Genomic DNA, 24,682 nt, shown 5'->3' on the forward strand with positions numbered 1-24,682 from the left:
CCAGGGCCTGGGAGGGCCCCGTCGGGACCGACTCGCCGTCAGCTCGCGAATGGACAGATATGGCTAAATATGCCCAGGATTTCAGGTATGCGTGGAATCATCGTCTCCTCGGCCGTCGTCGCCTGCGCCGCCGCCCTGACCCTGCCCTTCCTCGCCACCCCCTCCGGAGCCCTCGCTCCCGTCCCCGCGCCGACCGCCGCCCCGACCACCGTCCCGGGCTCCACCCACTCGCTGCCGCTCGTGCCGATCGCCCCCCGAAGCCGCGCCGGCGGCCGGCCCGAGCGGGGCCTGCCGCCCCGGAACGTGGATCCCTTCTCCCTCGTCGGCATCGTCTGGGACGACGCCGGCAAGGAGCTGCGGGCCCGGGCCCAGGTGCGCACCCGCCCGGTGGGCGGCAAGGAGTGGTCGGGCTGGCAGGACGTCGAGACCCACGACGACGACCGCCCCGACCTGCGCTCGCCCGAGGCCCGCGGCGGCACCCTGCGAGGATCCACCGCCCCCCTGTGGGTCGGCGCCTGCGACGCCGTCGAGGTCAGGGTCCGTCAGGAGGCGGCCACCGGACGGGCGCCCGCGGCGCCGCCGCTGCCCGCGGGCCTGCGCGTGGAACTCGTCGACCCCGGCAAGGACCAGGCCCCGCCCCGCCCCGCCCGGCGCGCCGCCCCGCTCCCCGCCGAGGAGGACAACGCCGCCTCCGCGGCCAACCTCCCGCTCGCCCCGCTGGGCGCCACGGAGATCCCGGCCCTGGCCCGGCCGGAGTCGGCCCGCGACGTCCTGGCCACCCGGGTGGACCCCGACCGCACGAGCACGGTCGTCACGGACGCCAAGCACACGGACCCCGACGGCCACGGGGAGACCGACCCCGAGGGCGAAGGGCAGTCCGAGGCGCCGTCCGCGCCCCCGGGCCCGCCCGGACCGCCCGCGCCCCCCGACCCGTCCGACCCGCCCGAGGACATCGACGACGAGGCCGGCGTCCCCGGCTACTACGTCGGGCCGCGCCCACGCATCGTCACCCGGGCCGGCTGGGGCGCCGACGAGTCGATCCGCGAGAAGGGCTTCCCGTACGACAAGACCGTGCGGGCCGCGTTCGTGCACCACACCGCCTCCGGCAACGGCGCCACCTGCGCACAGTCGGCCTCCGTCATCCGGGGGATCTACCGCTACCACGTGGTGAGCAGCGGCTGGCGGGACATCGGCTACAACTTCCTCGTCGACAAATGCGGCACGGTGTACGAAGGCCGGGCAGGCGGTGTGGCGAAACCCGTCAGAGGCGCCCATACTCTCGGTTTCAACACCAACAGCATGGGGATCGCCGTGCTCGGATCCTTCGGGAAGGCCAACCCGTCCGGGGCCGCGGTGGACGCCGTGGCCGCCATCACCGCATGGAAGCTCGGCCTCTACGACATCAACCCCGCCGGCAGCACCACCCTGGTCTCCGGCGGCGGCAACCTCTTCAAGAAGGGGACCTCCGTCAGGCTCAAGGTGATCTCCGGGCACCGCGACGGCTACTCCACCGAATGCCCCGGAGACCGCCTCTACAAGCGGCTCGGCGCCGCCCGCTCCGAAGCGGCCCGGCTCCAGGGCCGCTGACCGGGCGCGGCCGGAGCCGCACGTTCTGCATACACTGGCCGCCGATCACGGCCCGGCCCCAGCAGGAAGCAGAGACGACAAGGTGACAGAAGCGATCCTCCTGGTCGGTGGCAAGGGCACCCGGCTGCGCCCGCTGACGATGCACACGCCCAAGCCGATGGTCCCGGCGGCGGGCGTGCCGTTCCTGACCCACCAGCTGGCCCGGGCCCGGGCGGCGGGCGTCGAGCACATCGTGCTCGCCACCTCCTACCTGGCCGAGGTCTTCGAGCCGTACTTCGGCGACGGCTCGTCCCTGGGCCTGCACCTGGAGTACGTGACCGAGGTGGAGCCCCTGGGCACCGGCGGCGCCATCCGCAACGTGGCCTCGCGCCTGCACTCGGCCCCCGACGAGCCGGTGCTGATCTTCAACGGCGACATCCTCACGGGCCTGGACATCGAGGCCCTGGTCGGCACCCACCGCACCACCGGCGCCGACGTCTCCCTCCACCTCACCCGGGTGGCGGACCCCCGGGCCTTCGGCCTGGTCCCCACGGACGCCACCGGCAGGGTGCAGGCCTTCCTCGAGAAGCCGCAGACGCCCGAGGAGATCGTCACCGACCAGATCAACGCGGGCGCCTACGTCTTCAACCGCTCGGTCATCGACGAGATCCCCGCCGGCCGCCCGGTCTCCGTGGAGCGCGAGACGTTCCCCGGCCTCCTCGCCGCCGGCGCCCACCTGCAGGGCATGGTCGACTCCACCTACTGGCTCGACCTGGGCACCCCGCAGGCCTTCGTGCGCGGCTCCGCCGACCTGGTCCTGGGCCGGGCCCCGTCCCCGGCCGTCCCCGGCCGCTGCGGCGACCGGCTCGTCCTCGACGGCGCCGAGGTGGCCCCGGACGCCAAGCTCACGGGCGGCACCGTCGTCGGCAGGGGCGCCCGCGTCGAGCCGGGCGCGATGGTGGACGGCAGCACCGTCCTGGACGGCGCGGTGATCGAGGCGGGCGCGGTCGTCCGCGACTCCCTCGTCGGCGCCGGGGCCCGCATCGGCGTCCGTACGGTCCTGGACGGCGCGGTCATCGGCGACCGGGCGCAGGTCGGCCCGGACAACGAGCTGCGCGCCGGGGCCCGGATCTGGTGCGACGCGCGGATCCCCCAGGGCGCGATCCGCTTCTCCTCCGACCAGTAGGGCGACGTACGGCCGGCAGGACGACGTACCCTGGCCCGATGGCCACCCGCACGTGGGCCCCGCCCGGTGGCGGCCCGTACGACCTGGAACGCACCCTGTGCGTCCTGGCGCGCGGCCCCGGCGACCCCGCCTACCGGGTGGCCCCGGACGGCTCCCTCTGGCGGGCGAGCCGCACCCCGCAAGGCCCCGGCACGCTGCGGCTGACGTACGACGGCACGGTCCACGGCGAGGCGTGGGGCCCGGGCGCGGACTGGCTCCTGGACCGCCTGCCCACCCTCCTCGGCGCGAGCGACGACCCGGCGGGGTTCACCCCCCGCCACCGCCTCGTCCACGCCTCCCACCGCCGCAACCCCGGCCTCAGGCTGGCCCGCACCGGCCTGGTCCTGGAGTCGCTGATCCCCTCGATCCTCGAGCAGAAGGTCACCAGCGACGAGGCGTACCGCGCGTGGCGCCTGCTGCTCCAGCGCCACGGGGAGCCCGCACCGGGCCCCGGCCCCGGCCTACGGGTGATGCCGGACCCCCGGGCGTGGGCCCTGATCCCCTCCTGGGAGTGGCACCGGGCCGGCGTGGACGGCAAACGGTCGGCGACCATCGTGCGGGCGGCCCGCGCCGCCGCGCGCCTGGAGGAGGCCGCGTCGATGGACGAGGCCGACGCCTCGGCCCGCCTCCAGGCGGTCCCCGGCATCGGCCCCTGGACGGCGGCCGAGACGCTGCAGCGCACCAACGGCGCCGCCGACGCGGTCACGACGGGCGACCTGCACCTGCCGAAGATCGTCGGCTACGCCCTGACGGGCCTGCGCGGCACGGACGACGACGGCATGCTCGACCTGCTGGCCCCCTACGCCGGCCAGCGCCACCGGGCGTGCCGCCTCATCCTGCTGAGCGGCGTGGTGCCCCCACGGCGCGCCCCGCGCTTCTCGGCGCGGGACTTCTCCCGGATCTGACCGGATCCGGGGGCACCCATCGGACACGCCCTACCGCACCACCACGAACGCGTCGGCGTCCCGCGCGCCCCGGGCCCGCGGCGCGGCCGCCGGCCGTCCCACGGCCACGGCGCCCATCGGGTGCCAGTCCTCCGGCAGCTCCAGCACCTCGCGCACCACGTCCGGGCAGAACATCGTCGAGGACACCCACGCCGACCCCAGCCGCTCACTGGCCAGCGTCACCAGGAAGTTCTGCACCGCGGCCCCCATCGCGACCACGAACATCTCCCGCTCCGCCGCCGAGCGCCGGGCGTCGGGGTAGTCGTGCGAGCCGTCCATGACCAGGCACGGCACCACCAGGTAGGGCGCGTTCCGCAGCACGTCCCCGCGCCGCACCCGCTTGGCGATGCTCGCCTCGGAGCGCCCGTCCGCCCGCAGGTCCGCGACCCACGCGTCCCGCATGGCGTCCAGCAGCCGGGTCCGCGACTCCGCCGACTCCAGCAGCACGAACCGCCAGGGCGTCGTGTGGTGCGGCGCCGGCGCCGTCACGGCCGCGGCCACGGCCCGCCGCACCGCGCCCGGGTCCACGGGATCGTCCGTGAACTCCCGGACGGTGCGCCGCAGCGACACCGCCTCCCGTACGGCCTCCGAGGTACCCAGCCGGAACATGTCGTCCTCGGCCGGCCGCACCAGCCACCGGGCGCCCTCGTGCTCCGGCGCGTCCGTCACGACGTGCGCCAGCCCGCGCACCACGGCGACGGGCAGCCCGCCGGCCTTCCCCTTGACCAGGTCGCCGGCCGCGGCCAGCTCGTCGACGGTCGCCACGACGGTGGCGACCAGCGGATTGCCGTACGCGTCCACACCGCCGCGCAGGTCGTCCGCGACCCGCACTCCGGCCGCGCCGATCGCGAAGTCCGTGACGCCCTTGCGCCAGGGCCGCCCGGCCGTGTCGGTCACCACGACGCCCACGTCGACCCGCAGCGCGTCCCGCAGCCCCTCGCGGATGCGCCGCGCGGAGGCGTCCGGGTCCTCGGGCAGCAGCAGCACCGTGCCCGCCTCCGTGTTGGAGGCGTCGACGCCGGCCGCGGCCATGACCAGGCCCAGCCGGTTCTCGACGACGCGCAGCGTGCCGCGCCGGGCCACGAGCCGTACCGTCTCCGCGTCGATCGCGGCCTCACGGTCCGCGGCCGCCTGGATCCGTCCCTCGGCCTTGCTGACGATCTTGGAGGTGACGACGAGGACGTCCCCGTCGGCGAGCCCCGGCTGTCCCTCGGCCGTCACGGCGGCGGCGATGAGCTTGACGAGGTCGTCCCCGGGGCGCACCTCGGGAATCCCGGGCACGGCCCAGACACGGAAGCCGGTGGCCGGCGTCTCGGCGGCGCTCATCCGCGCACCTCCTCGGCCAGGGCCAGCGCCTCACGGGCCATGGCGGCCGTGGCGTCGAGGTCGGTCATCATCAGCGGTACGGCCCGGCAGCGGATGCCCGCGGCCTCGACCTCGGCCACGGCGTCCGTGTCCACGGAGTCCACCAGCCACCCGTCGATCAGCCCGGAGCCGTAGTGCCGCGCGACGGCCGCCGCGGTGGCCTCGACGCCGACGGCCTCGAGCACCTTGTCGGCCATGCCCCGCACGGGCGCGCCGCCGACGATGGGGGAGAGGCCGACCACGGGAGCGGAGGACGCGGCGACGGCCTCCCGGATCCCGGGCACTCCCAGGATCGTCCCGACGCTCACCACGGGGTTGGACGGCGGGAAGAGTATGACGTCCGCCCCCGAGACGGCCTCCAGCACGCCCGGCGCCGGCTTGGCCGTCTCCGCACCCACCGGAACGATGGCGTGGGCGGCCACCGAGGCGTGCAGCCGCACCCAGTACTCCTGGAAGTGCACGGCCTTACGGGCGCCCTCGCCACCCTCGGGGTCGTCGATCATGACGTGCGTCTCGACGCGGTCGTCGCTCATCGGCAGCAGCCGCACCCCCGGCCGCCACCGCGCGCACAGCGCCTCGGTGACGGCGCTGAGCGGGTACCCGGCGCCGAGCATCTGCGTCCGCACGATGTGCGTGGCGAAGTCGCGGTCGCCGAGCCCGAACCACTCGGGCCCGACGCCGTAGGCGGCCAGTTCCTCCTTCACCGCGAAGGTCTCGCCGGCCCGGCCCCACCCCTGCTCCTCGTGGATGCCGCCGCCGAGCGTGTACATCACCGTGTCGAGGTCCGGACAGACCTTCAGTCCGAACAAATGAATGTCGTCGCCCGTGTTCCCGATGACGGTGATCTCGGCTTCGGGGACTGCTGACTTGAGGCCACGGAGGAAGCGGGCGCCCCCGATCCCGCCGGCCAGAACCACAATGCGCATGGTGGCAGTCTGTCAGCAGAGGAACACGCGCTCGCAGAAGGGCGGCCCTACGACGCCGCGACCGGGGAGGCGGAGGCGGCCCGCGCGCCGCAGTGCGCCTGCCGCGCCGGGTGCATCGGCATCTCCGTGAGCCCCGGGAAGTACACGTGCAGGCTCACCGCCGGCTCGAGCGAGTCGTTGACGACCTCGTGGACGTAGCCGGGGGCGAAGACCCGCTGCGCCCCGGCCTCCAGCACGCGGTGCGCGTCCCCGGAGCGCTCCGACAGCTCGCCCTGGAGCACGGTCATCACTCCGGAGGAGGGGCCGTGGTCGTGCGACCCGCTGCCCTGGCCGGGCACCCAGCTCAGCAGCCAGACCTCGTATCCGGGGCCGGTGCGCAGCCGGTGGTACCAGCGGCTGGCGGCGTCGTAGCGCACCAGCGGGGCCCAGGAGGCGGCGTCGGCGGCGATGGCGCGGGCGAGGCCGGCGAACTCGGCGACGGTGGCCGGGTGGGCGGCGGGCGCGGGCATCAGGTGGGGGAGGGCGAGCGGGTCGCCGGCGATCTGGACGTCGCTGTTCATTGCGGGATTCCTCGACGGAGGTGCTGTGCGGCGGCACGAGTCGGACGATCGGACGATCGGACGATCAGACGGGTGGCGTCGACGGCCGGCGACATGCACCCGAAGGGGCGCGGGCCGAAGGCGTGACGACGACGGCGAGCCGGTGAAGGGATCACCGGAAGGCCGGAGCGATCAGAAAGAGCCCGAAAGGCTCGGAAAGATCAGCTGGAGCGAAGGCGAGAAGGCATCAACAGCTGGAACAGCGACAGCGCGCGTGCACAGCACAGCGGGACCCGTAGGCACGGGTCAGGCTGAGGGTCCCCGGGACGGTGGCCACGGGAGCGTAGGTCGCTGGCATGCCAACAAGGAGACCGGCTCGACCGCCCGCCTGTCAACCGCATGTCCCTTTTGGTGGTCTCTTTCACTCCTCCGGTTACAGAGTGAGGTCAAAGGTTTGTGTTGCGGTGTGTGCGGACAGTCGGGCGGCAGGGGGAGTCGTAAACATCGTTCCGTGCCCCGTTGGGACGGTCCTGCAACGGCTTCGCCGCGTGCCGCGTCCTCTTCATATAAGTGGGGAGAGCGGGGCGCTTGTGACGACTGAGGGAAGTGTCCACTCTTGTGGTGGTTTGGCAACTTTCCGCTCAGCCTTGGTTCCGCAGAGTGAATAAGGGGCCCAATAGCAGATCCCGGCTTGACTGGCCCGGATCGGCGCACTTGTAATTTCACTCGTGTCGTTCTGCCGCACCTGACGCGCGGCAGCACACGGGGACGCAATCAGACGAGGGGCGCACATGACCGAGCTGTTCCAGCAACTGCTGGTCGAGGAGGCGGACGAGGAGCTCGGCTGGCAGGAGCGCGCGTTGTGCGCTCAGACCGACCCCGAGTCCTTCTTCCCCGAAAAGGGCGGTTCCACCCGCGAGGCCAAGAAGGTCTGCCTGGCGTGCGAAGTCCGCTCGGAATGCCTTGAATACGCGCTGGCGAACGACGAACGCTTCGGCATCTGGGGCGGTCTGTCGGAGCGTGAGCGCCGCCGCCTCAAGAAGGCCGCGGTCTGACGTCCGCGGTCCGACGGCCGGCGTCGCGACCTGACGAGATGTCTTGTCCAAGGCAGCACACGGGGACTGAGGGCCTGTCCGCTCCACCCTCCACCACCACCCGCCTCATACCGCACGGTCCGCCTCTCGCGCCCCGCACGCGAGAGGCGGACCGCTGTGTTGACGGGCACGGCCGCCGCCGCGAGCACCGCCGGGCGTACCACCACCAGGGTGAGGCCCCTCCGGAGTCGCACCACCGCCCTCTCCGGGGCCGATACCCTCCCGGGGCCCGACGTCACCGCACTCCGAACCGGGGCCCGCAGCTGCCATGTTCGACCCCACCATCCCCGCGTCGTTCGACCCCGCCATCCCGCCCGCGTTCCCCCGCCATGTCGTCACCGCCGTACTCGTCGCCCACGACGGCGCCCGCTGGCTCCCCGACGCCCTCTCCGGCCTGCTCGGCCAGGAACGGCCGGTGCAGCACACCGTGGCCGCCGACACCGGGAGCACCGACGACTCCCGCCGCCTGCTCGCCGACGCCCTGGGCGCCGACCGCGTCCTGCACCTCGCCCGCCGCTCCGGCTTCGGAACGGCCGTCGAGGAGGCCGTCCGCACCGCCCCCGAACACACCGCGGACGACCTGCCCTACCTCAGACGCTCCAGCGGCTGGGACCCCGTCAGCCGCGGCTGGACCGAGGACGCCCCCGGCACCGACCGCGCCGACCTCGAACCCGTCCAGTGGCTGTGGCTGCTCCACGACGACTGCGCCCCCGAACCCACCGCCCTGCACGAACTGCTGCGTGTGGCCGAGGCCGAGCCCGAAGCGGCCGTCATCGGCCCCAAGATCCGCGGCTGGTACGACCGCCGGCAGCTGCTCGAGGCCGGCGTCTCCATCGCCCGCAGCGGCCGCCGCTGGACCGGCCTGGAGCGCCGCGAACAGGACCAGGGCCAGCACGACCGGGTACGGCCCGTCCTGTCGGTCTCCACGGCGGGCATGCTCGTCCGCCGCGACGTCTTCCAGGCGCTCGGCGGCTTCGACCCCCGCCTGCCGCTGATGCGCGACGACGTCGACCTGTGCTGGCGCGCCCACGCCGCCGGCCACCGGGTGCTCGTCGCCCCCGACGCCGTGCTGCGGCACGCCGAGGCCGCCGCCCGCGAGCGCCGCCCCGTCGACTGCGTCGGCCGCGGCAGGGTCGACCCCCACCGCGTCGACAAGGCGGGCTCCGCCTACACCCTCCTCGCCAACACCCGCGGCCCGCTCCTGCCGTACGTCCTGCTCCGGCTCGTCCTCGGCACCCTGCTGCGCGCCCTCGGCTACCTCGTCGGCAAGGCCCCCGGACAGGCGCTCGCCGAAGCCGCGGGGCTCGTCGGCGTGCTGATGCGCCCCGGGCGCATCAGCGCGGCCCGCAAGCGGCGCGCCCCCGCGAAGGCCGCCCCGGACGCGCTGCGGCCGCTCTTCCCGCCGCCCGGCGCCACCGTCCGCGCGGCCGTCGAACAGCTCCTGAGCGACGTCGGCGGCAGGGCGGACGACCGGTACTCCGCCACCGGTCGCCACGGCGCCGTCGAGTCGGGCCCCACCGGCGACGAGGCGGACTACCTCGAGGCCGAGCAGTTCGCCCGGCTCAAGCGCCTCGTACGCAGGCCCGCACCCGCCCTCTTCGCCCTCCTGCTGCTCGTCTCCGCCGTCGCCTGCCGCCACCTGATCGGCGGCGGCGCCCTGTCCGGCGGCGCCCTGCTGCCCGCCCCCGCCCACGCCGCCGGCCTGTGGGCCGCCTACACCGGAGACTGGCACCCGGTCGGCGTGGGCACCACCGCGAGCGCACCGCCCTACCTCGCGATCCTGGCCCTCCTCGCGGCGCTCCTCCCGGGCTCCGCCGACCTCGCCCTCACCCTCCTGCTGATCTGCTCGGTCCCGCTCGCCGGCCTCGCCGCCTACCTCGCCGCCCGCCCGCTGACCGCCTCCAGGCCGCTGCGCGCCTGGGCCGCCGTGACGTACGCCCTCCTGCCCGCCATCACCGGCGCGCTCGCCACGGGCAGGCTGGGCACCGCCGTGCTGGCCGTGCTGCTGCCGCCGACGGCCCGCGCGGCCGTCACGGCGTGGGGACGGCCGCCGGCCGACGCTCCCCGGGCGACCGGCGCCGCCCGGCGCGCGTGCTGGACGTACGCCCTGCTGCTGACCGTCACCACCGCCTTCACGCCCGTGGTGTGGCCGGTGGCCCTCGTGCTGGGCCTGGGCGCGCTGGCGTGGTGCCTGACGCGCGGCGGGACGGCGCGGGTCCGGGCGCTCTGGCCGCGCGTCCTGGCGGTGACCGCCACTCCGGTCGTGGTGCTCGCCCCCTGGTCGCTGGAGCTGTTCGCCCACCCCGGGCGCTTCCTGGCCGAGGCCGGGGCGAACGGCCACGGGCAGGGCGCGGCCTCGCCGCTGGGACTGCTGGCGGGCGACCCCGGCGGGCCCGGCACCTTCGGCGCGGTGCTGTCCGGCGGCCTCGTTCTGGCCGCGCTCGCCGCGCTGCTGCGCGAGGACCGGCGGCTCGCGATCCGTACCGCCTGGGTCGTGGCCCCGGCCGCGCTGCTGTGCGCGGCGCTGACCGGCGGCCGGGCCTGGCCGGGCCCCGCCACGCTCGTCTACGGCCTGGCACTGATCGCGGCCGCCGTCGTCGGCGCCGAGGGGGCTCGCGAGCGCGTCGCCGCGCACGGCTTCGGCTGGCGGCAGCCGCTCGCCGTCCTGATCGCCCTCGGCGCGGTGGCGGCGCCCGCGGCCGCCGCCCTGACGTGGATGGCCGCCGGGGCCGACGGGCCGCTGCAGCGGCGCGATCCGGTGCAGGTGCCGGCGTTCGTCGCCGAGGAGGCCGGCACCCGCGACCAGGCCCGCACGCTCGTGCTCGGCGGGCACGGCGACCGCGTCGCCTACACGCTCGTCCGCGGCTCGGGCGCCCGGACGGGCGACGCCGAACCGGCGGCCGCGGCGGGCCGCGACGCCCGCCTCGACTCCGTCGTCGCCCACCTCGTGGCGGGCTCCGGCGCCGACCAGGCGGACCGCCTCGGCGACTACGCCGTGGGCTATGTGCTCGTCCACGACGACGCGCCCGCCCTCGCGTCCCCCGGCGGCGGCCGCCGCCCCACGGCCCGCGTGCTGGACGCCACCCCCGGCCTGACCCGCCTCAGCCGGCAGGACCACCGCGCGCTGTGGCGGGTCGACCGGCAGGTCGCCCGCGTCACCGTCGTCGGCGGCGCCCGGCGGCAGCAGACCACGGAGAGGGGCGCCCCGGTGCCGGTCGCGGCGGGCCCCGTCGAGGCCCGCGCCACCGTCCCGGCCGGACCCACCGGCCGGGTGCTGCGCGTCGCGGACCGGGCCGCCCCCGGCTGGCGGGCCACCCTCGACGGCCGGCCGCTCGTACGCCGCACGGCCGACGGCTGGGCCCAGGGCTTCGCCCTGCCGGCCGGAGGCGGGCGGCTCGCCCTGGCCTACGAGCCGTCGGCCGCCCGCACCGCGTGGCTGTGGGCGCAGGGGCTGCTCGCGGCCGTCCTGGTCGTCCTCGCGCTGCCGGGACGCCGCCGCCAGGTCGACGACGACCTGCCCGAGCGGGCGTCGGCGGCCGTGCCGGCGCAGGCCGGGGCGGGCGAGGGCCGCCGGGCGCGCAGGCTGCGGGCCGCGGCGGGGGCGGCGTCCGGCTCCGCCACGACCGCCGCGGTCGCGAAGCGGACCGAACCTGCCCCCGCCGCCGATCCGTACGCCGCCGTGCCGCACCCGCAGTACCCCGCGTGGGACGCCGACGCGGGCTACGAGCAGCCGTACGGCGACGACGGCTACGGCCTGGCCACGGGCGCCTGGCCCGAGCGCCACGAGGGGCCCGGGCACGACGAGCACGAGCCGCCGGACGCGGTCCAGGGGCGGTATCCGGCGGACCCCTACGCGGGCGGTGCCTACGACCCGTACGGCCATGACGGGAGCGAGCAGCGGTGAAGCGCACCACCTTGTCCTTGTTCGCCGCCACGGCCTCGCTCGCCGTCGTCACCGGAGTGGCCGCACTCGACCCCGCGTCCGACGGCGCCGGCACGGGCGCCCGCACGAGCTCCGCGCGCCTGCCCGTGCAGCGGTCGACGCTGCTGTGCCCGGCACCGGTGAGCTCCGACGCGAGCGAGACGACGTACGCCGCGTTCACGCCACCGGGCACGGACGGGCCGCGGACGGCCTCGGCGGACCTGCTGCCGGCGGCGGGCCCGGCGCGGACCGAGGCCGCGAAGGACGCGCGCAAGGCCGCGAGGCGCGAGGCAAAGGGGGCACGGGGCGCGAGCCCCGTGCTGTCCGTGAGGGAACCCGGCCGGCCCGTCACCGTGACCACGGACCGCGCCGACGCCCCGGCCCTCCTCGGCACGGCCGACGGGCCGCTCGCCCCCGGCTGGAGCGCCCAGCAGACCACGACCGTCGCGTCGGGCACCGGGCGCGGACTGCACGGGGTGGCCTGCGCGGCGCCCGACACCTCCTTCTGGTTTCCCGGCGCGAGCACCGCCAAGGGCCGCCAGGACTATGTGCACCTCACCAATCCGGACGGCGCGGCGGCCGTCGTCGACGTCGAGCTCCACGGCAAGGACGGCCGGGTCGGCACCCCCGCCGAGGACGGCGTCAACGTCCCGCCGCGGTCGACCGTCGCGGTGCTGCTGTCGTCGCTGACGGACGCCGCCCACGAGGACCTCACCGTGCACGTCGCCGCCCGCTCCGGGCGGGTCGGCGCGGCGGTGCAGACGACGGACGACGCGCTGGGCGGCGACTGGCTGCCGCCGTCCGCCGACGCGTCACCGGCCGTGGTGCTGCCCGGCATTCCGGCCGACGCCACGTCCGTACGGCTCGTCGCGTTCGCACCGGGCGCGCGGGACGCCGACCTGGTGCTGCGGCTGGCCGGCCCGGACGGCTCGATCAGCCCGGCGGGGCACGAGTCGCTGCACCTCAGGAGCGGCCTGACCGAGGCCGTGGATCTGGGCGACGTCACCCGGGGTGAGGCGGGCTCCCTGCTGCTGACCGCCGAGCGCGGCAGCGGCCCGGTCGTCGCCGCGCTGCGCGTCACGCGCGGCACGGGCGGCGCGCGGGAGACGGCGTTCATCCCGGCCACGCCCGCCGTCGAGGCGCGCGGCACCGTCGCCGACAACCGTGGCAAGGGCGGCGTCCTGTCGCTCACCGCCCCGGGGGAGGAGGCCCGGGTGCGGGTGACGGCGTCGGCGGGCAGTGGGGGAGGCGCCCCGATGGCCCGGACCTACACCGTCCGGGCGGGCAGCACGCTGGCGGTGGAGCCGCCGCGGCCGCGCGGCGGCAAGGGCGTGTACGCGCTGACCGTGGAGAAGCTCTCCGGCGGACCGGTGCACGCCTCGCGGATGCTGACGCTGGTGCGGGACGGTGTGCCGATGTTCACGATCCAGCCGATCGCGGACGACCGCTCCACGGTGGTGGTGCCGGAGGTGGAGCAGGACCTGTCGGTGCTGAACGACTGACCGGACGGCTGACCGGACGACTGGCCGGACGACTGACCGCCGCGAGGGAAGGGGGCGTCAGTCCTGCCCGTAGCGCGGGTCCACCGACTCGGGGGCGAGCCCCAGGAGTTCGGCGACCTGTTCGACCACGACCTCGTGCACGAGCAGCGCACGCTCGTCCCGCGCCTTGGCGCGGATCTCCACCGGACGGCGGTAGACGATGATCCGGTCGGGTACGTCGCCGCGTGCGGCGACGTACCGGCCGAGCGGGACGGAGTCGCCCTCGAGGAGGTCCAGGACGCCGGGCCCGTCCGGGCCGCCTCCGGTGGTGACCGGCACCTCGAGGACCAGGAACTCCACCGCCGACAGCTGCGGCCAGCGCCTTTCCAGCCGTTCGGCGGAATCCTGGACGAGATCCACGAACGCCTCGGCCCGGCTGGCCGACAACGGCACCTGTGGGGGCGCGATGGGTCCGCGCATGCCACGTCCATGGCGGTCGCGGTGGCGTGGTCGCGGTCCGTGCGGTCGGGGGGATACGGGGTTGTCCATCACTTCCGAGGGTATCCGCCGGGCGGCGGTACGCACGCGGGAGTCGTCCATCTCCTGGCATGTCGCCCGATGAGCGTTCCGGCCATCTATGCGATCAATTAAGGCCACCTCCGGTATAGGCGCTCGCATGCCGAATGACACTATGTGTGCCTGGTGGTGACAGATTTCTTGTCGCCGGACGCCCCCGAGTTCCGCCTGTCGTACGGGCCAACCAGGCCGTTCGGCAACGGTGTCCACGGGACGAACCGGGACGACACGGAGGGGTGAGCCGGGGGTGAGTCGTCGCGGCCCGCTCAAGAGTGCGGTACCGTCCCACCTCGTGAGCCCTGTACGTCGCTGTTCGCGCACCGCGTGCGGCCGCCCGGCCGTCGCGACGCTGACGTACGTCTACGCCGATTCGACCGCCGTCCTCGGCCCGCTCGCCACCTACGCCGAACCCCACTGCTACGACCTGTGCGCCGTGCACTCCGAGCGGCTGACCGCCCCGCGGGGCTGGGAAGTCGTCCGTCTCGCCGTGGACACCGGCCCGAGCCGTCCCAGCGGTGACGACCTCGAGGCCCTGGCCAACGCCGTGCGCGAGGCCGCCCGCCCCCAGGAACGTCGCCCCACCCCGCCCCCGTCGCCGGGCGCCGTAGGGCCCAGCGGCCGCGGGGCCGATCCCATGGAGGTCGCCCGCCGAGGCCACCTCAGGGTCCTGCGTTCCCCCGACTCCTGACGAGGCGTACGTCCGTGCGGTGCTCCGCACGGTCGGCGGCACCGGTGACGGCAGGTAGGTTTGTTGTCCCGTATTGGCACTCCAGGAGGGGATGGCTGTGGCTGATCTGTCGCAGATCGTGAAGGCGTACGACGTGCGCGGCGTCGTGCCCGACCAGTGGGACGAGTCGCTGGCCGAGCTGTTCGGTGCCGCCTTCGCCCAGGTCACCGACGCGAGCGCGATCGTGGTCGGTCACGACATGCGCCCCTCCTCGCCCGGCCTGACCCGCGCCTTCGCGCGCGGAGCCGCGGCCCTCGGCGTGGACGTCACCGAGATCGGCCTCTGCTCCACCGACCAGCTCTACTTCGCCAGCGGCCAACTGGGCCTCCCCGGCGCGATGTTCACCGCATCGCACAACCCGGCCCAGTACAACGGCATCAAGATGTGCCGCGCCGGCGCCGCACCCGTCGGCCAGGACACCGGGCTGAGCGAGATCCGCGCCCTCGTGGAGGGATGGGTCGCCACCGGCGCCCCCGAGCCCGCCGCCACCCCCGGCACGATCACCGGGCAGGACGTCCTGGCGGACTACGCCGCCCACCTGCGCTCCCTGGTGGACCTCGGCGGGATCCGCCGTCTGAAGGTCGTCGTGGACGCGGGCAACGGCATGGGCGGCCACACGGTCCCCACCGTCCTCGACGGGCTGCCGGTCGACCTGGTGCCCATGTACTTCGAGCTCGACGGCACCTTCCCCAACCACGAGGCCAACCCGCTCGACCCCGCGAACCTCGTCGACCTGCAGGCCAAGGTCCGCGAGACGGGCGCCGACATCGGCCTCGCCTTCGACGGCGACGCCGACCGCTGCTTCGCCGTCGACGAGCGCGGCGAGCCCGTCTCCCCCTCCGCGATCACCGCCCTGGTCGCCGCCCGCGAGCTGGCCAAGCACCCCGGCGGCACGATCATCCACAACCTCATCACCTCCTGGTCGGTGCCCGAGGTCGTCGAGGAGCACGGCGGCAAGGCCGTCCGTACGCGCGTGGGGCACTCCTTCATCAAGCAGGAGATGGCCCGCACCGGCGCGATCTTCGGCGGCGAGCACTCCGCGCACTACTACTTCCGCGACTTCTGGAACGCCGACACCGGCATGCTGGCGGCCCTGCACGTGCTGGCGGCCCTCGGCGGCCAGGACGGCCCGCTGTCCGAGCTCGTACGCCAGTACGACCGCTATGCCGCCTCCGGCGAGATCAACTCCACCGTCGCCGACCAGGCCGACCGCGCCGCCGCCGTCAGGGCCGCCTACGAGGGACTCGAGGGCGCCACCCTCGACGAGCTCGACGGCCTGACCGTCACCACCGCCGACTGGTGGTTCAACCTCCGCGCCTCCAACACCGAGCCCCTCCTGCGGCTGAACGTGGAGGCCCGCGACGAGGCGACGGTGACCCGGGTGAGGGACGAGGTCCTGGCGATCGTGCGGGCGTGAACCACCCGCCCGGCGGGCCCCGCACGTCCGTCCCGGCCCAGCCGGGTATGTGGCTTACGCTGACCACAAAGAACCCGTACATCCCGAAGGGAACCCCCATGCCGCTCGAAGCCGGCCTCCTGGAGATCCTCGCCTGCCCGGCGTGCCACGCCCCCCTCCGCGAGGAGAACGCCACCGAGGAGACCCCCGAGCTGGTGTGCGAGGGCGCGAGCTGCGGTCTGGCCTACCCCGTCCGCGACGACATCCCCGTCCTGCTGGTGGACGAGGCCCGCCGCCCCGCCTGACCCGCCCCGGCCTGCCCGCACGCGAGGGCAGGCTTCCCCGTACCGCACGGCGACCGGAGGCTGATCCCCGTTGTTCGACGAGTCACTCCTCGATAACCCCGACGGCCTCTCCCGCGCCGACCTCCACGGCCTGCTCCGGGGTGCCGCCGAATCCGGTGCCCGGGTCCGCACGGCCGCCCGCAACGCGGCCGAGGCGGGCGTGGGCGCCCTGCAACCCGACGGTCGCCCGCGCACCGTCCTGGTCGCCGGCCCCGGCCCCGCCGCCGGCTCCACCGCCGACCTGCTCACGGCCCTCGCCGGCGACACCTGCCCCGTCACCCTGGTCCGCCCGGCCGGCGTCGCCCCGGCCCCCGGCGCCCTGCGCTGGACCCTGCCGGGCTGGACGGGCCCGCTCGACCTCCTGCTCGTCGCCAGCCCCGACGGCACCGAACCGGGCCTCGCCCTCCTCCTCGAGCAGGCCTACCGGCGCGGCTGCTCCGTCGTCACCGTCGCCCCCGCCGGCTCCCCGCTGGCCGACGCCACCGCCCAGGTCCGAGGCCTGGTGGTGCCGCTGACCAGCACCCCCTACGAGACCACGATGGCGGGCGGCGAGAGCGCCGCCGGCATGCTCGGCGACGCCTCCGACAGCGTCCTGCCCACCGGCCCCGGCACCCTGTGGTCCCTGGTCACCCCGCTGCTCGTGCTCGGCGACCGCGTCGGCCTCCTCGACGCCCCGCCCGCCGCCATCGAGGCGCTCGCCGACCGCCTCGACCACGTCGCCCAACGCTGCGGCCCCGCCATCGCCACCTACAGCAACCCCGCCAAGACCCTCGCCGCCGAGCTGGCCGGCACCGTCCCGCTGATCTGGACCGAGGGCGACCTCGCCGTCGCGGCCGGCCACCGCTTCGCGACCGTCCTCGCCGCCCTCGCGGGCCTGCCCGCGCTCGCCGCCGAGCTCCCCGAGGCGCTCACCGCGCACGGCACCCTCCTGGCCGGCGCCTTCGCCGCCGGCGCCGACCCCGAGGACTTCTTCCGCGACCGCGTGGAGGAGCCCGAGGCGCTGCACGCCCGCGTCGTCCTGCTGCGCGAACGCGAACCCGCCGTCACCTCGCCCGCCCCCGCCGCCCGCGAGCTGGCCCTGCACCGCGACACCCCCGTCAGCGAGCTCGAGGCGACCGAGGGCAGCAGCCCCCTGGAGATCGCCGCGGAGTTCCTGGCCATCACCGATTTCGCCGCCGTCTACCTGGCGCTCGCCTCGAGCCCGTAGAACAGGCGCAGATCCCGCCCGTACGAGTCCAGCGCGCGCAGTAACAGGCCGACCCGAGACTTCGCACCAACAGTCAGGAACGCCCATGGACCGCCTCGTCAACACCGTGCGCCCCTACGCGTGGGGCTCCACCACCGCGATCCCCGAGCTGCTCGGCACCCCGCCCACCGGCGAGCCCCAGGCGGAGCTGTGGATGGGCGCCCACCCCGCCGCCCCCTCCCGCGTCGACCGCGGTGCCGGCCCGGTCCCGCTCGGCGACCTCATCGCCGCCGACCCCGAGGGCGAACTCGGCGCCACGACCGCGGGACGCTTCGGCCCCGTCCTGCCCTTCCTGCTCAAGCTGCTCGCCGCGGCCGACCCGCTGTCCCTGCAGGTCCACCCCGACCTCGGGCAGGCCACCGCCGGCTTCGCCGAGGAGGAGGCCCGCGGCGTCCCCCGCGACGCGGCGCACCGCAACTACAAGGACACCCACCACAAGCCCGAGCTCATCTGCGCCCTGACGCCCTTCGACGGCCTGTGCGGCTTCCGGGCCCCCGACGCCACCGCCGAACTCCTCGCCGCCCTCGGTGTCGACTCCCTCAAGCCCTACTCCGACCTCCTGCACGCCCACCCCGAGAGCGCCGCCCTGCGCGAGATGCTCACCGCCGTGCTGAGCGCCGAACGCGGCGCGATGGCCGAGACGGTCACCGCCGCCGCCCACGCCGCCGAGCGCCTCGCCGGGAGCGACCACCCCCACCGCGTCGCGTACGCCGCCTACGCCTCCATCGCCCGGCACTACCCCGGCGACCCCGGCGTCATCGCCGCCATGCTCCTCAACCACGTACGCCTCCAGCCCGGCGAGGCCCTCTACCTCGGCGCCGGAGTGCCGCACGCCTACCTCGACGGCCTCGGCATCGAGATCATGGCCAACTCCGACAACGTCCTGCGCTGCGGCCTGACCCCCAAGCACGTCGACGTCCCCGAACTGCTGCGCGTCGTCCGCTTCGAGGCCACCGAGCCCCGCGTCCTGCGCCCGGAGGCGGACCCCGACGGCGCCGAGGTGTACGAGACGCCCGTCGAGGAGTTCCGCCTCTCCCGCTACGCCCTGGCCGCCGGCTCCGAGCCCCACCGGCTCGACGACCGGACTCCGCAGATCCTGCTCTGCGTCGCCGGCCGCGCCCGCCTGCGGGGCGAGGACGGCACCGAACTGACCCTCGGCCGCGGCGAGTCCGCCTACGTACGGGCGGGGGAGCGGGTCACGGCGGACGGCGAGGGCGCCCTCTTCCGCGCCTCGGTCCCCGCGTCGCGTTGACCGCCCGGGGCCTTTCGGGCCGACCGCCCGCGCCTCTCGGCGCGCGGCCGGGCGCGACTGCTGCGACAATGACCGGCCGTAACCGGTAAAGGGAAAGCAAAGCAGGCGACCGCAGCAGCAGTAGTGGCGGAGTCGCGGAAGGGAAGTCCCGCACCATGAGTGCATCAGGCGGAACCAAGGCCATCGTCGCCGCCCTGGGCGCCAACCTGGCCATCGCGGTGGCGAAGTTCGTCGCCTTCGCGTTCAGCGGCTCGTCGTCGATGCTCGCCGAGGGCGTGCACTCGGTCGCCGACTCCGGCAACCAGGCACTGCTGCTGCTCGGCGGCAAGAAGGCCCGGCGCAAGGCGAGCGAGGAGCACCCGTTCGGCTACGGCCGCGAGCGCTACATCTACGGCTTCCTCGTCTCCATCGTGCTGTTCACCATCGGTGGCGTCTTCGCCCTCTACGAGGGCTACGAGAAGATCGCGGAACCGCACGAGCTCGACAACTGGTACTGGCCGATCGGGGTCCTCGTCTTCGCGATCATCGCCGAGGGCTTCTCCTTCCGCACGGCCATCAAGGAGTCCAACGAACTGCGCGGACAGCAGACCTGGGGCTCCTTCATCCGCACCGCGAAGGCGCCCGAGCTGCCGGTGGTCCTGCTGGAGGACTTCGGCGCGCTCGTCGGCCTCGTGCTCGCCCTCGGCGGCGTCGGCCTCACCCTCGCCACGGGCGACGGCATCTGGGACGGCATCGGCACGATGTGCATCGGTGCGCTGCTCGTCCTGATCGCGCTGGTGCTGGCCGCCGAGACGAAGTCGCTGCTCCTGGGCGAGGCCGCCGGCCCCGAGCAGGTGGCGAGGATCCGCGAGGCCGCCGCCGACGGCGAGAGCGTCCTCGGCGTCATCCACATGCGCACCCTCCACCTGGGCCCGGAGGAACTGCTGGTCGCCGCGAAGATCGCGGTCCGGCACGACGACACCGCCGCCCAGGTGGCCCGCGCGATCGACGAGGCGGAAGCCCGCATCCGCACTGCCGTCCCGATCGCCCGCGTCATCTACCTCGAGCCCGACATCTACAGCGAGGCGGCGGCCGCGGCGGGCGAGGACCCCGCGGCGACACCGGGCGGCCCGGGGGCCTGAGCCCTCAGCCCTCAGCCCCGGTCACGGGAAGGGGCGGGACGGGGGGCCAAGAACCCCCACCCGCCTCAGCCCACCTCCTCCAGAACCCGCAGGGCGGACGCCACATCCGGCGCCGCCAGCAACCGCCCCCGGAAATCCGCGTCCAGCAGCTTGCGCGCCAGCAGCGCCAGAATCCGCAGGTGCTCCTCCCCGGCCGCCGCCTCCGGCACCGCGATCATGAACACGAGCCGGGCCCTCGTCCCGTCCAGCGCCCCCCACTCGATCCCCTCGGACGACCGGGCGAAGGCGACGACCGGCTCCGTCACCGCGTCCGTCTTCGCGTGCGGGATCGCGATCTCCTCGCCCAGGCCGGTCGTGCCCAGCCGCTCCCGGGCGAGGACGGCGTCGACGAGGGCGTCGACGTCCGTCACCTTGCCGGAGGCCGCCAGCAGCTCGGCCATCTCCCGGATCGCCTCGTCCTTGCGCCCGGCGGCGAGCTCCTGACGCACGGTCCGCTCGGAGAGGTGGCCCGAGAGCGCGCCGTGCGACCCCCCGGCAGGTGCGGCGGCCCGCGTGCCCCCAGGAGCTCTTGTCCCGGAAGCTCTTGTCCCGGCAGCCGGGCGGGGCACCGGCAGCGGCGCGCGGGCCGCAGGAGCGCCCAGGGTCATGAGCGTGACGGTCGTCAGCGCGGTCACGACCGTTCCGATCGCGATGGCGGTCAGGTACATCGGCACCCCGCCGACCGCTCCCAGCACCGCCACGATCGGCCCGCCGTGCGGCACGCTGTCCGTGACCCCCGCGAGTCCCGCGATGGCACCCGCGACCGCGCCGCCCGCCATGTTCGCCGGGATCACCCGGGCCGGCCGCGCGGCAGCGAACGGAATGGCGCCTTCCGTAATGCCGAAGAAGCCCATGAACAGCGCGGCCAGCCCGGTCTCCCGCTCCGGATCGTCGAACATCCCGCGCCGCAGCACCGTCGCCAGCCCCTGCCCCAGCGGCGGCACCGGAATGGCGGCCGCGCACATGCCCATGACCTCCGGGTTCCGCGAGACCAGCCCCGCGCCGAAGAGGAACGCCGTCTTGTTGACGGGCCCGCCCATGTCGAACGCGATCATCAGGCCCAGCACCACGCCCAGCACCGCCGAGCCGGCCCCGGTCAGCCCGCCGAGCCAGTCGGTGAGGTGCTCGAAGACCCAGGCGATCGGACGGCCCAGGACATAGATGAAGAAGAGCCCCACGGCCGAGGTCGCCAGGACCGGGATCACGATGACCGGCATGACCGGCCGGACGAACCTCGGCACCCGGGCCTTCTTGATCCACAGGACCACGTACCCGGCCAGGAACCCCGTCACGATCGCGCCGATGAAGCCCGCCCCCGACTTGGAGTCGTAGAGGGCGCCCGTATTGGCGATCCAGCCGCCGATCATGCCGGGGACGAGCGCGGGGCGGTCCGCGATGGCGTAGGCGATGTAGCCGGAGAGCACCGGGATCATCAGCTTGAAGCCGATGTCCCCGATGTCGAAGACATGCCGCCAGAACGACCCCTCGGGAATCACCAGCCCGCCGTCCGGCTGCGGATGCCCGCCCAGGGCGAGCGACACCGCGATCAGCAGACCGCCGACCACGACGAACGGGATCATGTACGAGACGCCGTTCATCAGCGCCCGGTAGACGACACCCCGGCCGCCCCCGCTGCCGCCGCGTTCGCCGCCGCCCAGGAGGGCGCCCCCGGCGCCGGCTCCGCCCCCGGCCTCGTACACCGGAGCGTCCCGCACCCGCTCGATCAACTGCTCGGGGTGGTGGATCCCCTCGGCCACGCCCACCGCCAGCACCCGCTTGCCGGCGAAACGACTCAGGTCGACGTCCTTGTCGGCGGCGACGATGACCCCGTCGGCGTGGCGCACCTCGTCGTCGGACAGGACGTTCTCGGCTCCGATCGAGCCCTGCGTCTCGACCCTGATGTCATGGCCGAGCACCTCCGCGGCCTGCACCAGCTTCTCCGCCGCCATATACGTGTGGGCGATGCCGGTCGGGCACGCGGTCACGGCGAGCAGCCTGAGCCTCCGCCCGCTCGACGCCGGGCGCACGGGGGGATCGGCTGAGGGCGTCACACGGTTCTCCTCACCACTCGCTCACCAGGGGTCGGTCACTGGTCGTCCGCACCGATCGTCCGCATGGATCGTCCACCGCATCCTGCATCAGAGGAAGGGCCCGAGGGCGGGTACGACGGGGCCGAACGGAGGCCAAGGGGGCTGGGGTTCGCCATACCCCCCGGTGTAGATTCGTGCCCAGAAGCCAGACGTCGCTGCTGATGGCGGTCGGGCGGCCCGCGCGACGGACCGGCCGAGGGAGAGAGGGCCTCCGACGGACTGGGCTGCGGCAGGGGATCAGTGTGGACCGAGCCGTGTCCGCGCTGTCCGGCCGCGTGCACAGCCGTACCCACTCCCGCTCGCCCCTAGAGGAGCAGCCCGTATGACTACCACTACCGGCCAGGACTTCAAGGTCGCGGACCTGTCGCTGGCGGCCTTCGGTCGTAAGGAGATCACCCTCGCCGAGCACGAGATGCCCGGCCTGATGGCGATCCGCAAGGAGTACGCGGAGGCGCGGCCGCTCGCCGGCGCCCGCATCACCGGCTCGCTGCACATGACCGTGCAGACGGCCGTCCTGATCGAGACCCTGGTCGCCCTGGGCGCGCAGGTGCGCTGGGCGTCCTGCAACATCTTCTCGACCCAGGACCACGCGGCCGCCGCCGTCGCGGTGGGCCTGGACGGCACCCCCGAGGACCCGCGCGGCGTGCCCGTCTTCGCCTGGAAGGGCGAGACGCTGGAGGAGTACTGGTGGTGCACGGAGCAGGCGCTGACCTGGCCGAACACCCCCACGGGCGGTCCGAACATGATCCTGGACGACGGTGGCGACGCCACCCTCCTCGTCCACAAGGGCGTGGAGTTCGAGAAGGCGGGCGCCGCTCCCGACCCGGCGACCGCCGACAGCGAGGAGTACGCCCAGATCCTCACCCTCCTCAACCGCACGCTCTCCGAGAACCCGCAGAAGTGGACGCAGCTGGCGTCGGAGATCCGCGGTGTCACCGAGGAGACCACCACGGGCGTCCATCGCCTGTACGAGATGCAGCAGGCCGGCACGCTGCTCTTCCCCGCCATCAACGTCAATGACGCGGTCACCAAGTCGAAGTTCGACAACAAGTACGGCTGCCGCCACTCCCTCATCGACGGCATCAACCGCGCCACCGACGTCCTGATCGGCGGCAAGGTCGCGGTCGTCTGCGGCTACGGCGACGTGGGCAAGGGCTGCGCCGAGTCGCTGCGCGGCCAGGGCGCCCGCGTGATCGTCACCGAGATCGACCCGATCAACGCCCTCCAGGCGGCGATGGACGGCTACCAGGTCACCACCCTGGACGACGTCGTCGAGATCGCCGACATCTTCGTCACCACGACGGGTAACAAGGACATCATCATGGCCTCCGACATGGCCCGGATGAAGCACCAGGCGATCGTCGGGAACATCGGTCACTTCGACAACGAGATCGACATGGCCGGCCTGGCCAAGGTCCCCGGCATCGTCAAGGACGAGGTCAAGCCCCAGGTCCACACCTGGACCTTCCCCGACGGCAAGGTCCTGATCGTGCTGTCCGAGGGCCGCCTGCTCAACCTGGGCAACGCCACCGGCCACCCGTCCTTCGTGATGTCGAACTCCTTCGCGGACCAGACCCTGGCCCAGATCGAGCTCTTCACCAAGCCGGAGTCCTACCCGACCGACGTCTACGTCCTGCCCAAGCACCTGGACGAGAAGGTCGCCCGCCTCCACCTCGACGCCCTCGGCGTCAAGCTGACCGTGCTCCGCCCGGAGCAGGCCGCGTACATCGGCGTCCCGGTCGAGGGCCCGTACAAGCCCGACCACTACCGCTACTGATCCGGCGACCACTGATCCGGCGACCGAGGCCGCTGCCTCGGCCACCGAGGCCGCCGAGACGGCTGACGCGAGCCTGAGTAACTTGTAGAACCCCAGAAACCGGTGGAACAGGCCCCCGCCCGCACGGCGGGGGCCTGCCCCGTTCGCGTCAAGGACCCCGCCATGCCCCGCGGCCGCTACTCGCTCCACGACCCCCACGATCACTCCCCCCTCGGCAACGAGCACTTCCACTGCGCCCCCGGCCCCTCCGGCTGGCGCTACGTCTCGCAGCTGACCGGCCCCTCCGGCACCCCCGCCGGTTCGGTCGACCTCGCCATCGACGACCTCGGCCGCCCCATCCGCCTCCAGCTCCAGCGGTCGGACTGGCAGGTGCGCGGCGCGGCGATCGACGGCATGACATGGGTCCGCACCGACCCGACCGGCGAGCACGCGACGGAAGGCAACGTCCGCGCCCACGCCTTCACCGGAGCTTCCCCCGCGTTCTACGTGGCCATCGCCCGTCTCCTCCGGCTCTCCCCCGGCGACGAGGCCGTTCGAATCCGCCTCGTCTCCTTCACCGCGCCCGTCCTCGCGCCGCGCACGCTCGACCAGTCCTGGGCCCTGGTCGCCAGGACAGCACACGCCACTGACAACGACCCGCTGGAAGTGGACGAGTACCAGGTCAGCGAGCTGGACACGGGGGAGCAGTACGCCGTCCACCTCGCCGGCGACGTGGTCCTCTCCGCCCCCGGCATCGAGCTCGAGGACCTCGAGAGCCCGCCGTCGTCCTTCGGGACCCCCTGAACCTGGTACTGTTCTCCTCGCCTCGCAAAAACCGTTGACACGGGATGAGCGGGGAGGTAGATTCGAACGGTTGCGACGAGGTGGACCTGGTCCCCTGCAACGGTTAGTATCTGACCAGCTTCGGCCAGTGAAGACAATTCAACGGCGAAGCGACTCGACTCCCTCCGGAATCGGAAAGCCGATGTGAATCGGCCGGAACGGTTTCTGATAAAGTCGAAAACGTCGAAACCCCGCTCCAACAGGGGGCCGGAAACGAAATCCGAACCGGG

The 24,682-nt window shown here is 74.2% G+C and carries 19 protein-coding genes; 14 read left to right on the forward strand and 5 right to left on the reverse strand.

All coding sequences use genetic code 11. The features are described 5' to 3' along the window. Positions 1-87 precede the first annotated feature (87 nt). From AB4K12_RS28960 to AB4K12_RS28970, 3 genes are all read left to right on the forward strand, one after another. On the forward strand, positions 88-1,587 hold the full coding sequence (locus tag AB4K12_RS28960) for a peptidoglycan recognition protein (protein WP_368437513.1): 1,500 nt from the start codon (positions 88-90) through the stop codon (positions 1,585-1,587). An 82-nt stretch (positions 1,588-1,669) separates the two neighbouring features. Next, on the forward strand, positions 1,670-2,752 hold the full coding sequence (locus AB4K12_RS28965; RefSeq protein WP_368437515.1) for a sugar phosphate nucleotidyltransferase: 1,083 nt from the start codon (positions 1,670-1,672) through the stop codon (positions 2,750-2,752). A 38-nt stretch (positions 2,753-2,790) separates the two neighbouring features. Further along, positions 2,791-3,696 (forward strand): DNA-3-methyladenine glycosylase, encoded by a 906-nt coding sequence (locus AB4K12_RS28970; RefSeq protein ID WP_368437517.1) that lies wholly within the window; start codon positions 2,791-2,793, stop codon positions 3,694-3,696. 30 nt (positions 3,697-3,726) lie between these two features. Here AB4K12_RS28970 and AB4K12_RS28975 read toward each other — a convergent pair whose 3' ends face one another. Genes AB4K12_RS28975 through AB4K12_RS28985 form a run of 3 tightly spaced genes read right to left on the reverse strand, consistent with a single transcriptional unit; the run spans position 3,727 to position 6,586 of the window. Continuing rightward, positions 3,727-5,061: a coenzyme F420-0:L-glutamate ligase gene (locus AB4K12_RS28975; protein WP_368437519.1), complete on the reverse strand. Its 1,335-nt coding sequence runs from the start codon at positions 5,059-5,061 to the stop codon at positions 3,727-3,729. Further along, on the reverse strand, positions 5,058-6,026 hold the full coding sequence (cofD, locus tag AB4K12_RS28980; protein ID WP_368437521.1) for a 2-phospho-L-lactate transferase: 969 nt from the start codon (positions 6,024-6,026) through the stop codon (positions 5,058-5,060). The genes AB4K12_RS28975 and cofD overlap by 4 nt, the downstream gene beginning before the upstream one ends. A gap of 47 nt (positions 6,027-6,073) precedes the next feature. After that, positions 6,074-6,586 (reverse strand): cysteine dioxygenase family protein, encoded by a 513-nt coding sequence (locus AB4K12_RS28985; protein ID WP_368437523.1) that lies wholly within the window; start codon positions 6,584-6,586, stop codon positions 6,074-6,076. A 770-nt stretch (positions 6,587-7,356) separates the two neighbouring features. On the opposite strand from AB4K12_RS28985, the gene AB4K12_RS28990 reads away from it, so the two are divergent. The 3 genes from AB4K12_RS28990 (at position 7,357) to AB4K12_RS29000 (ending at position 13,083) form a co-directional block, all read left to right on the forward strand. Next, on the forward strand, positions 7,357-7,620 hold the full coding sequence (locus tag AB4K12_RS28990) for a WhiB family transcriptional regulator (RefSeq protein ID WP_004952403.1): 264 nt from the start codon (positions 7,357-7,359) through the stop codon (positions 7,618-7,620). Between the two features lie 307 nt (positions 7,621-7,927). Then, positions 7,928-11,563 (forward strand): glycosyltransferase, encoded by a 3,636-nt coding sequence (locus AB4K12_RS28995; RefSeq protein WP_368437527.1) that lies wholly within the window; start codon positions 7,928-7,930, stop codon positions 11,561-11,563. Then, entirely contained in the window at positions 11,560-13,083 is a 1,524-nt protein-coding gene (locus tag AB4K12_RS29000) for a DUF5719 family protein (RefSeq protein ID WP_368437529.1), read from the forward strand. Before AB4K12_RS28995 ends, AB4K12_RS29000 begins: the two co-directional genes overlap by 4 nt. A gap of 57 nt (positions 13,084-13,140) precedes the next feature. Here the strand turns inward: AB4K12_RS29000 and AB4K12_RS29005 are convergent, their stop codons facing one another. Further along, on the reverse strand, positions 13,141-13,542 hold the full coding sequence (locus AB4K12_RS29005; RefSeq protein WP_368437531.1) for a metallopeptidase family protein: 402 nt from the start codon (positions 13,540-13,542) through the stop codon (positions 13,141-13,143). Positions 13,543-13,885: 343 nt separating this feature from the next. On the opposite strand from AB4K12_RS29005, the gene AB4K12_RS29010 reads away from it, so the two are divergent. The 6 genes from AB4K12_RS29010 to AB4K12_RS29035 all read left to right on the forward strand — a co-directional run bounded on the left by AB4K12_RS29010 (position 13,886) and on the right by AB4K12_RS29035 (position 19,724). Further along, complete coding sequence (locus AB4K12_RS29010) at positions 13,886-14,326, forward strand: DUF3499 domain-containing protein (RefSeq protein ID WP_362259303.1); 441 nt, start codon at positions 13,886-13,888, stop codon at positions 14,324-14,326. A gap of 91 nt (positions 14,327-14,417) precedes the next feature. After that, positions 14,418-15,782 (forward strand): phosphomannomutase/phosphoglucomutase, encoded by a 1,365-nt coding sequence (locus AB4K12_RS29015; protein WP_368437533.1) that lies wholly within the window; start codon positions 14,418-14,420, stop codon positions 15,780-15,782. Positions 15,783-15,880: 98 nt separating this feature from the next. Then, the gene (locus tag AB4K12_RS29020; RefSeq protein WP_190066437.1) at positions 15,881-16,066 is read left to right on the forward strand and encodes a Trm112 family protein; all 186 of its coding nucleotides are present in this window, start codon (positions 15,881-15,883) and stop codon (positions 16,064-16,066) included. A 70-nt stretch (positions 16,067-16,136) separates the two neighbouring features. Further along, a complete protein-coding gene (locus AB4K12_RS29025) occupies positions 16,137-17,312 on the forward strand; it encodes an SIS domain-containing protein (RefSeq protein WP_368437535.1) in 1,176 nt (391 codons plus the stop codon). 85 nt (positions 17,313-17,397) lie between these two features. Beyond that, positions 17,398-18,603: a mannose-6-phosphate isomerase, class I gene (gene manA / locus AB4K12_RS29030; protein WP_368437537.1), complete on the forward strand. Its 1,206-nt coding sequence runs from the start codon at positions 17,398-17,400 to the stop codon at positions 18,601-18,603. A gap of 155 nt (positions 18,604-18,758) precedes the next feature. After that, positions 18,759-19,724 (forward strand): cation diffusion facilitator family transporter, encoded by a 966-nt coding sequence (locus tag AB4K12_RS29035; protein ID WP_368437538.1) that lies wholly within the window; start codon positions 18,759-18,761, stop codon positions 19,722-19,724. Between the two features lie 65 nt (positions 19,725-19,789). Here the strand turns inward: AB4K12_RS29035 and AB4K12_RS29040 are convergent, their stop codons facing one another. After that, on the reverse strand, positions 19,790-21,814 hold the full coding sequence (locus AB4K12_RS29040) for a fructose-specific PTS transporter subunit EIIC (RefSeq protein WP_368437539.1): 2,025 nt from the start codon (positions 21,812-21,814) through the stop codon (positions 19,790-19,792). A 361-nt stretch (positions 21,815-22,175) separates the two neighbouring features. Between AB4K12_RS29040 and ahcY the strand changes: the two genes are divergently transcribed. After that, positions 22,176-23,630: an adenosylhomocysteinase gene (ahcY, locus tag AB4K12_RS29045; RefSeq protein ID WP_368437541.1), complete on the forward strand. Its 1,455-nt coding sequence runs from the start codon at positions 22,176-22,178 to the stop codon at positions 23,628-23,630. 162 nt (positions 23,631-23,792) lie between these two features. After that, positions 23,793-24,413 (forward strand): hypothetical protein, encoded by a 621-nt coding sequence (locus AB4K12_RS29050; protein ID WP_368437542.1) that lies wholly within the window; start codon positions 23,793-23,795, stop codon positions 24,411-24,413. The last annotated feature ends 269 nt before the right edge of the window (positions 24,414-24,682 follow it).

It is taken from the genome of Streptomyces sp. C36 (assembly GCF_040932295.1).
In the GTDB taxonomy this organism is placed as follows: Bacteria; Actinomycetota; Actinomycetes; order Streptomycetales; family Streptomycetaceae; genus Streptomyces; species Streptomyces triculaminicus.